The organism is Aeromonas sp. 25-AL00135 (genome assembly GCF_054052385.1).
The window spans coordinates 23,641-34,934 of sequence record NZ_JBSTYQ010000006.1 but is presented as its reverse complement, the minus strand read 5'-3'; the positions used below and the strand labels follow the sequence as shown (position 1 = coordinate 34,934).

The window sequence follows — 11,294 nt, the reverse complement described above, 5'->3', positions numbered from 1 at the left end:
CGCTCTTTTTATTTGTCTGCTTTTTATGACAGGCAGATGAAAGTAGGGCAGGGTGCTGGCCTGCTCATTCCAGCAGCCACATTCTGGCGCTGCGGGCGGGAATGGCGACCCGTACCCACTGGCTCTGCACGTTGACCACGGCACCTTGGTCGAGCACGTCACGATAGTTGCGATACCAGTTCATCTCGAACCTGGCGGTATCGAGCCAATACTCCTGCTCATAGTCGCACTTGTTGATACCGACCAGCCCCTGTTTGCCCCGTTTGAACAGCACGAAGCAGTCACCGCTGCCGATCAACTGCATCGGTTGACCCTGCACCGCATTGTGGAAGCGGATCATCCCCTTGAGATCGGCGCGCTGGTAGTAATCCTGCCAGCGCAGTCCATCCTTGGCCTGGGTCTCGCCGTGATCCGAATAGACCAGCGGCGAGCCACCATCGCGGCCGAGCAGGTAGGCATAGGCCAGCTTCTCGTCAGTCTGGCTTAAGATCTGATAGCGGAAGCCGTCGTTGGTGGGGATGTCGTGGGTCACGGCAAAGGTGACGGCGCGACTGCCCGGTAGCGCCTGACCGTAGGCGCCCGGATCCGCCAGCAGGTTCATGCTGCCGCCATACCCCAGCGCGCCGCGCAGGGAGGCAAACAGCGGAAAGTCATAGGCTCCCTGGCCGCTGCTGTCGAGGTAGGGTTTGAGGAAGCGCTCGTAATCGGTGCTGCCTGCGCCCCCTGTGGTGATCACCTCGCCAAACACGTGCATCCCCTGTTTGATCTCGGGGGTGAACACGGCATTGATCTGGTAATCGCTCATGTGTTTGACCGCATCGACCCGAAAACCCTTGATCCCCATCCCCTTGAGCGCCTTGAGGTAGGCCTGTTGCTGGCTAACCACCCAGTTGTTGGGATCCAGATCCGGCAGCCCCTTGTCACCGGCACCGCCACAGAGTCGCCAATACTGGACATGACCCGGATCGCTCCAGTCACTGATGCACCCTTCGGGATGAAAATCCTGACCGGAGAGGAAGTTTTGCCCCAGATCGCCAAACAGTTTCTGGCGCTCGAAATAGGCCGGGTTGCTGGCGTAGCTTTGCAGCAGCTCGTTGCCGGGATAGTTGAGGTCCTGGCGTTTCCAGCTCTCATTGGCCATGTGGTTGAGTACCACGTCGGCGTAGACGCCGATCCCCCGCGCCTTCATGGCGGCGATCAGCTGCTCGAGATCCTGCTTGTTGCCAAGGGGTGAGTCGACAAGACGCAGATCCTGCGGCTGGTAACGAGCCCACCACTCGTTGCCTGATGACTTGAGAGGCGGCGAGATGAGTACCTGTTTGTAACCGGCCGACTTGATAAGGTCGGCTTTGGCGGTCACTTCACTGTACTTCCAGTTGAAGGCGTGCAGTATGACGTCGGCGTGCGCCAAGGGGGCGATCAGCATGCCTGCGATCGCCCATATTCCCGCTGTGTGTTTCATTATTGTGTCCCTGTTTTTATAGATGCCTGAATGGGCAACCCAGCTTTGGCGGGAACAGAGTGAGCTGCAATCCACAACCAGCAGATTTGTGACCGCTTTCAGAGTGATTTCGCCGAATATGTGAACTGTTTCGGCTTTTCCTCGCCACCGCCAGTTGCCTTTTTACAAGTGATTTTTTTGTCATTTCCCTGTCATTCCTAGTCGCTATCCTGCCGGGCGAGTGGTGCGTTGTTGCCATCACCTTCACCGTCAGGAGCTGCATATGACCAGTTGGATCACGTGGGAAATTTGGTGGAGCCGGGTATGGAGCGAGTCAGAGGTGCCGCAGTATGAAGAGGATGAGCACGAAGTGGCCCATGAACCCTCGCGGCTGCCGGTTGAAATGGTGCAACAGGGGCGGGATCAGCGCGCAGGTTAAGGTGTTAGCACGGTCTTTACCGGATAGCGCGATCCTGTCGTGACATGGCTACTTCGTTGGAAAATTCTGAAAAGCGGGGTTTCCACAGGATGTGTTGCGGCAGGCCTTCCTCTCAACCTCTCTTGGCACGCCTGATGTGTGAAGGGCGTGAGCAGGGGGATTAGAAGAGCGACAGCTGCTCCCCGGGGCGGATAAACCCATCCAGCCTGAGCTGAATATGACGTTTGCCCAGATCGAGGCGCTTGCTGATAAGGCGAAAGCGCTGGGCCAGCAGATCGGCAAAGTGCCCCTCACCGCGCATGCGGGTACCGAAGGCGGTACTGTTGAGCCCGCCACCGCGGCTGGCTCGCAACTGATTCAAAATAGCCTCCTTCTGGCCCGGATAGTGGGTATCGAGCCAGTCACCAAATAGCGGCGCCAGCTCGTGGGGCAGGCGCAGCAGGATGTAATCGGCGCAACTGGCGCCAGCCTCGGCGGCCGATTTGATGATCTGCTCCAGCTCCGGTTCATTGAGCCGCGGGATCATGGGGGCGGCCAGTACCCCCACCTGCACGCCAGCGTTGGCCAGCTTCTCGATCACTTTCAAGCGGCCTGCACCTGTGCTGGCGCGGGGCTCCAGCTGTCGGCGCAGGGTTTCGTTCAAGGTCGTCACCGACACCATCACCTGACACAGTCTCTCTCTGGCCAGCTCGGTCAACAGATCGAGGTCGCGCAAGATCATGGCGCTCTTGGTAATGAGCCCGACCGGATGGCGGTGGGCCAGCATCACCTCCAGCAACTGCCGAGTGAGGCGATAGCGCTGCTCGATGGGTTGATAGGGGTCGGTATTGGCGCCAATGAAAATGGTCTGTGGCTGATAGGCAGGTTTGGCAAACTCCCGGCGCAGCAGGTCGGCTGCATTGCGTTTGGCAAACAGCTTGCTCTCGAAATCGAGACCGGGGGAGAGCTCCAGATAGGCATGGCTGGGTCTGGCATAGCAGTAGATGCAGCCATGTTCGCACCCCTGATAAGGGTTGATGGAGCGCCCAAAGGGGACATCCGGCGAGCTGTTGTAGCTGATGATGCTGCGTGCATCGATCTCCCGTACCTCGGTGCCAGGCACAGAAGGAGTGAAGGTGGCATCCCAATCGGACGATTGCCAGCCGTCATCGACCGCTTCGACAAGGGGGCCGCTAAAACGGTGATCGATATTGTGGGGGCTGCCTCGTCCTGCCATGGTGTGCACCGATACTGTTTATACATACAGTTATTTTGCAGGGGCCCCGGATAAATGACAACAACTGCTGATCGAGCGGGTGCAAAAAGGGTTGTCGTAGGGCTCTCTTGCTTGATCGCAAAGCTACATTTCGTTTACATAGACGAAATGAGAACTGGATCACGGAAATCATCATGAGACCCACCACTTCCCGCTGGTTGTTTATCGGTCTGCTTGCCCTTGTTATCTGGCGTCTGCTTCCGCTCTCCACCGAGCAGGAGATGGCTGCTGCCAACCGTGCCTGGCGTACCGGTCACTTCGATGAGGCGACCCGGATCTGGTTGCCACTGGCGGCGCAGGGGCAACCCCGGGCGCAAGCCTTGATGGGCTGGAGCCATGAGGTGGGGCAGGGGAGCGAGCAGGATATCCATCAGGCCATCAGCTTCTATCTGCAGTCGGCGCAGGCGGGGGATGCCTTCGGCCAATACCGGCTGGCAGAGCTCTATCTGCGTGGTGTTGGGGTAGAGCGAGATCTGCGCCAAGCCTTTCACTGGATGGATCAGGCCGCCCGTAACGGTGACGTCCCGGCCATGCTGAAAGTCGGCGTCCTTCATCTGATGGGGGTCAGCGGCAGGGTCGATCTGCCTCAGGCGAAACAGTGGCTCTATCAGGCAGCACAAAAGGGCAACAAGCTGGCGCTTCAGGTGCTGCAAGAGCTGGCGCTGGCAGAAGAGGGGAGCAGTGACTTTGACTTCAACTGGCAATCCCTGCTTGGCGAATAGTCGGCAGACGACTCATTTGACTGTAGAAAATATCTGCAAATCCGATACAGCACGCCCGACTTCTGGTAGCATGGGGCCGTTTTGGCTTGGTTTGTCACGTTAGACATGTGGTTTACGTGTCAGGCCGTCTTCGCAAAGTGCTGTGGAGAACCAAAACATCACCTTATTTGAATCTCTTTTCCATCCCGCATGTGACCTTTGGTAGGGGTCACCACTGTATAAGGAAACACATAATGCCAATCATTACTCTGCCTGACGGCAGCCAACGTCAATTTGCCCACTCTGTTTCCGTCATGGATGTGGCTGCGGACATCGGTCCCGGTCTCGCCAAGGCGTGCATTGCCGGTCGGGTAAACGGTGAACTGGTAGATGCGTGCGAGCTGATCGAAGCCGATGCTGCGCTGGCCATTATCACCGCCAAAGACGAAGAAGGTCTGGACATCCTGCGCCACTCCTGCGCCCACTTGCTGGGTCATGCTATCAAGCAACTTTGGCCCCAGACCAAGATGGCCATCGGTCCTGTCATCGACAACGGCTTCTACTATGACGTTGATCTTGACCGTACCCTGACCGATGAAGATCTGGCTGCCCTGGAAGAGCGCATGCTGGCGCTGGTAGCCAAGGATTACGACGTTATCAAGAAAAAGGTCTCCTGGCAGGAAGCGCGCGACGTGTTCGCTGCCCGTGGCGAGACCTACAAGGTCGAAATCCTGGATCAGAACATTGCCCGTGATGACCAGCCAGGTCTCTATCATCACGAAGAGTACATCGACATGTGTCGCGGCCCGCACGTGCCCAACATGCGTCACTGCCACCACTTCAAGTTGCTGAAGATGTCCGGCGCCTACTGGCGTGGCGACTCCAACAACAAGATGCTGCAGCGTATCTACGGTACCGCCTGGGCTGACAAGAAGCAACTCAAGGCCTATCTGCAGCGTCTGGAAGAGGCCGCCAAGCGCGACCACCGCAAGATCGGCAAACAGCTCGACCTGTATCACATGCAGGAAGAAGCACCCGGTATGGTGTTCTGGCACAACGATGGCTGGACCATCTTCCGTGAGCTGGAAACCTTTATCCGCGGCAAGCTCAAAGAGTACGACTATCAGGAAGTGAAAGGTCCGTTCATGATGGACCGCGTCCTGTGGGAGCGTTCAGGTCACTGGGAGAAGTATGCCCAGGCCATGTTCACCACCCAGTCCGAAAACCGCGAGTACGCCATCAAGCCGATGAACTGCCCGGGTCACGTCCAGATTTTCAACCAGGGTCTGAAGTCCTACCGTGATTTGCCGCTGCGTATGGCCGAGTTTGGTTCCTGCCACCGCAACGAGCCGTCCGGTTCCCTGCACGGTCTGATGCGGGTGCGCGGTTTCACTCAGGATGACGCTCACATCTTCTGTACCGAAGAGCAGATCATGGAAGAGGTCTCCGGCTGTATTCGTATGGTCTATGACGTCTACGGTACCTTTGGCTTCGAGAACATCGTGGTCAAGCTCTCCACTCGTCCCGAGCAGCGTATCGGCTCTGACGAGATGTGGGATCGCGCCGAGAAAGCGCTGGCCGAAGCGCTGGAGCTCAACGGTCTGAAGTACGATCTGCAGCCGGGTGAAGGGGCGTTCTACGGTCCCAAAATTGAATTTACCCTGCACGATTGCCTTGATCGTGCGTGGCAATGTGGTACCGTGCAGCTCGACTTTGCCCTGCCTGGTCGTCTGGGTGCCACTTATGTGGGCGAAAACAACGATCGCCATGTACCTGTGATGATCCACCGGGCCATCCTGGGTTCTATCGAGCGCTTCATCGGTATTCTGACTGAAGAGTACGCCGGTCTGTTCCCGACCTGGTTGGCACCGACTCAGGCTGTGGTCATGAATATCACGGACAATCAGGCCGATTATGCGGTGAAAGTAGCCAAAGCATTGAATGATGCGGGCCTTCGCGCAAAAGCGGACTTGAGAAATGAGAAGATTGGCTTTAAAATCCGCGAGCATACTTTGAAGCGAGTACCTTTCATGCTGGTCTGCGGTGATAAAGAAGTTGAAGCCGGTAAGATTGCAGTACGGACTCGTAAAGGGGCTGACCTGGGCACTTATCCTGTTGAAGAGTTCATCGCTCTGCTGACCCAGGAAGTTCAGACCCGCGGACAAAAGAAAGTGGAGGAATAAGCTATAAAAGGCGGAAAAAAACTGGGCAAGCAACCGCAAGCCCGCGCTCACCGGATCAATGAAGAGATCCGTCTGAAAGAAGTTCGTTTGGCTGGTCTGGATGGCGAAGCTCTTGGCATCGTATCTATCCAGGAAGCACTGAACTTGGCCGCAGAGGCCGAAGTGGATCTGGTCGAGATCAGTCCGAACGCCGAGCCGCCCGTTTGCCGGATCATGGATTACGGCAAATTCCTCTACGAAAAGAGCAAAACCACCAAAGAACAGAAGAAAAAGCAGAAAGTCGTCCAGGTCAAGGAAATCAAATTCCGTCCTGGCACTGACGAAGGCGACTATCAGGTAAAACTACGCAACCTGGTTCGCTTTCTGGAAGACGGGGACAAGGCTAAGGTCACCCTGCGCTTCCGTGGTCGTGAAATGGCCCACCAGGATCTTGGTATCAAGGTTCTGGAGCGCGTCAAGAACGATCTGGAAGAGTTGGCCGTAGTCGAGTCGTTCCCGAAAGTCGAAGGCCGTCAAGCTGTGATGGTCCTCGCACCTAAGAAGAAATCTTAAGGCCCACAAGAAATTGACTCATGGGGCAAGCCCCATGAGTTGGTTCGCCTTGCGATTTTGTTGTCACTCACAATGCGGAGTATGAAATGCCGAAGATGAAAACCAACCGGGGTGCTGCAAAGCGCTTCAAAAAGACTGGCTCGGGTCGCTTCAAGTGCAAGCACAACCACCTGCGTCACATCCTGACCAAGAAGAGCAGCAAGCGTAAGCGTCAGCTGGGGCCGAAATTCATGGTTTCTGCTGCCGACCACAAACGTGTTGTCGCTTGTCTGCCGTACGCATAAGGGGGGATGTGAAAAATGCCAAGAGTTAAACGTGGTGTGACTGCTCGAGCTCGTCACAAGAAAGTAATGAAAGCCGCCAAAGGTTACTACGGCGCCCGTTCCCGTGTTTACCGCGTAGCGGTACAAGCGGTAACCAAAGCTGGTCAGTATGCCTACCGTGACCGTCGCCAGAAAAAGCGTCAGTTTCGTCAGCTGTGGATTGCGCGTATCAACGCTGCAGCCCGTCAGAACGGTCTGTCCTACAGCCGTCTGATCAACGGTCTGAAGAAGGCTTCTATCGAGATCGATCGCAAGATCCTGTCCGATATCGCTGTTCACGACAAGCTGGCTTTCACCGCCCTGGTTGAAAAAGCTAAAGCAGCTCTGGTCTAATCCAGCTCTGTTATAAAAAATAAAGGAGGCTCGGGCCTCCTTTTTTGTATCTGTTATTCACGGTTTTACACCACGTTTTCCTTTCTCCCGTCCACGTTTTGTCCACAGTTTTACATGGGTTGCAGATTTCTCCACACAAAGAGATATGTGCAAGAACACTAATTCTATAAATAGTTCATATGCCAACAAACATGATGCTCCTTTCACTATTTTAATAGTGGCGGTAAGCCAATGAGACTCGCTTGATATAACAAAATGATTTGTAGGGAGAAAAGCCCACCTTAGCTATGGTCAGCGAAGGGGCTTTTTTTGTATTATTCCCCTCTTGACCTTATTTAGCCTAAAGGCTCCTGTACCGGGAGTGGTGACGAGGAAGACATGCAACAGCTTGAAGAAGTAGTCGGCCAAGCCAGAGCCGAAATTGAGGGCGTGAGCGATATCGCGACCCTCGACGAAATCCGGGTCAAATATCTGGGTAAAAAGGGCTTTTTTACCGAGCAGATGAAGGGCCTGGGTGCCTTGTCTGCCGAAGAGCGTCCCGCCGCGGGCGCCGTGATCAACCAGGCCAAACAGCAGGTTCAGGATGTGCTGAACGAGCGTCGTGAAGCGCTCGAAGTCGCCGTGCTGAACCAGAAGCTGGCTGCCGAGACTATCGACGTCAGCCTGCCGGGTCGCCGCATCGAGAATGGCGGTCTGCATCCTGTAACCCGCACCATAGAGCGCATCGAGCGCCTGTTTGGCGAGATGGGCTTCAAGGTTGCCCGTGGTCCCGAGATTGAAGATGGCTTCCACAACTTCGATGCGCTGAACATTCCGGCTCATCACCCGGCGCGTACCGATCACGATACCTTCTACTTCAATCCTGATCTGATGCTGCGTACCCACACCTCGGGCGTGCAGATCCGCACCATGGAACATCAGCAGCCGCCGATCCGCATCATTGCACCGGGCCGCGTTTATCGTAACGACTACGATATGACCCACACCCCGATGTTCCATCAGGTTGAAGGTCTGCTGGTTGACGAGCATGCCAGCTTTACCGAGCTGAAGGGCATCCTGCACGACTTCCTGCGCAACTACTTCGAGGAAGACCTGACCATTCGCTTCCGTCCTTCCTACTTCCCGTTCACCGAGCCGAGCGCCGAAGTCGACGTGATGGGCAAGAACGGCAAGTGGCTGGAAGTGCTGGGCTGCGGCATGGTGCACCCGAACGTGCTGCGTTCGGTCGGCATCGATCCGGAAAAATACTCCGGTTTTGCCTTCGGCATGGGCGTTGAGCGCCTGACCATGCTGCGTTACGGGGTCAACGACCTGCGTGCCTTCTTCGAAAACGACCTGCGCTTTCTCAAGCAGTTCAAGTAAGGGCGAGAGAACATGAAATTCAGTAAATCCTGGGTGATGGAGTGGGTCCGCACCGAGTTGAGTGACAATGCACTGGCCGAGCAGATCACCATGGCCGGTCTGGAAGTGGACGCCGTGGAAGCGGTGGCTGGCCAGTTCAACAATGTGGTCGTGGGTGAAGTGGTCGAGTGCGCCCAGCATCCTGACGCCGACAAACTGCGGGTGACCAAGGTCAACGTGGGTGAAGCCGAGCTGCTGGACATCGTCTGCGGCGCGCCAAACTGCCGTCAGGGCCTGAAAGTGTGCGTGGCCAAAGTAGGGGCGACTCTGCCGGGTGATTTCACCATCAAGAAAGCTAAACTACGCGGCCAGCCGTCTCACGGCATGCTCTGCTCTTTCAGCGAGCTGGGTATCGACGTTGAAGCCGATGGCATCATCGAGCTGCCGGCCGATGCCCCCATCGGTACCGATATTCGCGACTACCTCAATCTGAACGACGTCTCCATCGACGTGGATCTGACCCCGAACCGTGCCGACTGCCTCGGTATTGCTGGTCTGGCCCGTGAAATTGGTGTGCTCAACAGCGTGGACGTGGTCGAGCCGACCTGGGCACCGGTTGTGGCCACCATTGATGCAACTTTCCCGATCCGGGTTGAAGCGCCAGCCGATTGCCCCCGTTATCTGGGGCGCGTTATCAAGGGGCTTAACCTGCAGGCCCAGAGTCCGCTCTGGATGCAAGAGAAGCTGCGCCGTGGCGGCATTCGCTCCATCGACGCCATCGTCGACATCACCAACTATCTGCTGCTGGAATACGGTCAGCCGATGCACGCCTTCGATCTGGCTACCCTGGAAGGGGAACTGGTGGTACGTCGTGCCCACGCTGACGAGCCGATGACCCTGCTCGACGGCAACGAAGTGAAGCTCAAAGAGACCACCTTGGTGATTGCCGATGCCAAAGGTCCTGCCTGCATGGCCGGTATCTTCGGTGGCAACCGCACCGGTGTATCCGAGACCACTACCGACATCCTGCTGGAGTGCGCCTTCTTTGCGCCGCTCTCCATCACTGGCCGTGCTCGTGCTTACGGTCTGCACACCGACTCCTCCCACCGCTTCGAGCGCGGGGTGGATCCGCAGCTGCAAGCCAAGGTGATGGACCGTGCAACTCGCCTGCTGCTGGACATCTGCGGCGGCGAAGCGGGTCCGGTCATAGAGGTCAAATCCGATGCCCATCTGCCGAAAGCGGCCCCCATCAAGCTGCGTCGCAGCAAGCTCGACAAGGTGATCGGTATCAGCGTGGCGGATGCTCAGGTGGTCGAGATCCTGACTCGCCTTGGCATGCAGGTCACTGTGGATGCTGACGGTTGGACTGCGCTGGCACCCTCCTGGCGTTTCGATATCGCCATCGAGGAAGACCTCATCGAGGAAGTGGCTCGCATCTACGGCTACAACAACATCCCGAACCTGAAACCCGCAGCCTCTCTGGCGATGGTGGAGCAGGCAGAAGGGCAGGTGACCCTGAAGCGCGTGCGCGACCTGCTGGTTGACCGCGGTTTCCAGGAAGCGATCACCTACAGCTTCGTTGATCCCAAGACCCAGCAAACCCTGTTCCCGCAGAGCGATGCCATCGTGCTGCCGAACCCGATCTCGGTCGAGATGTCCGCCATGCGTGTCTCTCTGTTCCCGGGTCTGGTGCAGGCCGTCGTTTACAACCAGAACCGTCAGCAGCCGCGCGTGCGTCTGTTCGAGCAGGGTCTGCGTTTCATCAAGGATGAAAGCGCCGAGAACGGCATCCGTCAGGAGCCGATGCTGGCCGGTATCATCACTGGCAACCAGAGCGACGAGCACTGGGATATCAAAACCCGTGCAGCCGACTTCTTTGATTTGAAAGGGGATCTGGAAGCGGTGCTGGACTTGACCGCCGAAGGGGCCACCTTTACCTTCGAGCGCACCGAGCACAGCGCCCTGCACCCGGGCCAGAGCGCAGCCATCCTGCGTAATGGCGAGATCATCGGCCACATCGGCGTGATCCACCCGAGCCTCGAGAAGAAGCTGGGCCTCAAGAGCCGCGCGGTGATGTTTGAGCTGGAGCTGGACAAGCTGACCCCGGCCAAGGTGCCGGTTGCAGCCGAAGTTTCCAAGTTCCCGGCGAACCGTCGCGACATCGCCGTCGTGGTCGATCGTCAGGTTCTGGCAGGTGATGTGCTTGCGGTAATTAAAAAAGTTGGCGGAAATCAGGTAGTTGGAATAAACTTGTTTGACGTATACCAGGGTGCTGGTATGGCAGAGGACAAGAAGAGCCTGGCCATCAGTCTTGTATTGCAAGACACCCAGCGCACCCTGGAGGAGAAAGAGATTGCCGAGACCGTAGACAATGTCGTGCGGGCCCTTGGTGAAGAGTTGAATGCATCCTTGAGGGATTGATCTATGGCGCTTACCAAAGCCGACATTGCAGAGCACCTGTTCACCCAGCTCGGGATGAGCAAGCGTGAAGCCAAAGATATGGTGGAAGCCTTCTTTGAGGAAATCCGACAGGCGCTTGAGCGTGGTGAACAAGTCAAGATTTCAGGCTTCGGTAACTTTGACCTTCGTGAGAAGAATCAGCGTCCCGGACGCAACCCCAAGACGGGCGAGGATATTCCGATCAGCGCCCGCCGCGTGGTGACCTTCCGGCCTGGCCAGAAGCTCAAGGCCAGGGTAGAAAATGTTGAACCCAACGAGTGATAAAA

Annotated in this window: 11 protein-coding genes; 9 read left to right on the top strand and 2 right to left on the bottom strand. The window is 56.8% G+C overall.

What is annotated here, in order from left to right; genetic code table 11:
* Window positions 1–64: 64 nt before the first annotated feature.
* The gene (locus tag ACW5XC_RS06890; protein WP_042053698.1) at window positions 65–1,462 is read right to left on the bottom strand and encodes an alpha-amylase family protein; all 1,398 of its coding nucleotides are present in this window, start codon (window positions 1,460–1,462) and stop codon (window positions 65–67) included.
* A gap of 262 nt (window positions 1,463–1,724) precedes the next feature.
* Between ACW5XC_RS06890 and ACW5XC_RS06885 the strand changes: the two genes are divergently transcribed.
* Window positions 1,725–1,880 (top strand): hypothetical protein, encoded by a 156-nt coding sequence (locus ACW5XC_RS06885; RefSeq protein WP_178378365.1) that lies wholly within the window; start codon window positions 1,725–1,727, stop codon window positions 1,878–1,880.
* Between the two features lie 160 nt (window positions 1,881–2,040).
* Here ACW5XC_RS06885 and ACW5XC_RS06880 read toward each other — a convergent pair whose 3' ends face one another.
* Entirely contained in the window at window positions 2,041–3,096 is a 1,056-nt protein-coding gene (locus tag ACW5XC_RS06880) for a PA0069 family radical SAM protein (RefSeq protein ID WP_042053856.1), read from the bottom strand.
* 173 nt (window positions 3,097–3,269) lie between these two features.
* On the opposite strand from ACW5XC_RS06880, the gene ACW5XC_RS06875 reads away from it, so the two are divergent.
* From ACW5XC_RS06875 to ihfA, 8 genes are all read left to right on the top strand, one after another.
* Window positions 3,270–3,857, top strand: a complete 588-nt coding sequence (locus ACW5XC_RS06875) for a tetratricopeptide repeat protein (RefSeq protein WP_042053696.1) — start codon at window positions 3,270–3,272, stop codon at window positions 3,855–3,857.
* 233 nt (window positions 3,858–4,090) lie between these two features.
* On the top strand, window positions 4,091–6,019 hold the full coding sequence (thrS, locus tag ACW5XC_RS06870; RefSeq protein WP_042053695.1) for a threonine--tRNA ligase: 1,929 nt from the start codon (window positions 4,091–4,093) through the stop codon (window positions 6,017–6,019).
* A gap of 3 nt (window positions 6,020–6,022) precedes the next feature.
* Window positions 6,023–6,571, top strand: a complete 549-nt coding sequence (gene infC, locus ACW5XC_RS06865) for a translation initiation factor IF-3 (RefSeq protein ID WP_042026159.1) — start codon at window positions 6,023–6,025, stop codon at window positions 6,569–6,571.
* A gap of 86 nt (window positions 6,572–6,657) precedes the next feature.
* Window positions 6,658–6,855 carry a 50S ribosomal protein L35 gene (rpmI, locus tag ACW5XC_RS06860; RefSeq protein WP_005336688.1) on the top strand — a complete coding sequence of 66 codons (198 nt, stop codon included), beginning with the start codon at window positions 6,658–6,660 and terminating at the stop codon, window positions 6,853–6,855.
* Between the two features lie 15 nt (window positions 6,856–6,870).
* Window positions 6,871–7,227: a 50S ribosomal protein L20 gene (gene rplT, locus ACW5XC_RS06855; RefSeq protein WP_005300683.1), complete on the top strand. Its 357-nt coding sequence runs from the start codon at window positions 6,871–6,873 to the stop codon at window positions 7,225–7,227.
* 378 nt (window positions 7,228–7,605) lie between these two features.
* A complete protein-coding gene (pheS, locus tag ACW5XC_RS06850) occupies window positions 7,606–8,589 on the top strand; it encodes a phenylalanine--tRNA ligase subunit alpha (protein WP_042053694.1) in 984 nt (327 codons plus the stop codon).
* A 12-nt stretch (window positions 8,590–8,601) separates the two neighbouring features.
* The gene (gene pheT, locus ACW5XC_RS06845; RefSeq protein WP_042053693.1) at window positions 8,602–10,989 is read left to right on the top strand and encodes a phenylalanine--tRNA ligase subunit beta; all 2,388 of its coding nucleotides are present in this window, start codon (window positions 8,602–8,604) and stop codon (window positions 10,987–10,989) included.
* Window positions 10,990–10,992: 3 nt separating this feature from the next.
* On the top strand, window positions 10,993–11,289 hold the full coding sequence (ihfA, locus tag ACW5XC_RS06840; RefSeq protein WP_005300715.1) for an integration host factor subunit alpha: 297 nt from the start codon (window positions 10,993–10,995) through the stop codon (window positions 11,287–11,289).
* Window positions 11,290–11,294 lie beyond the last annotated feature (5 nt).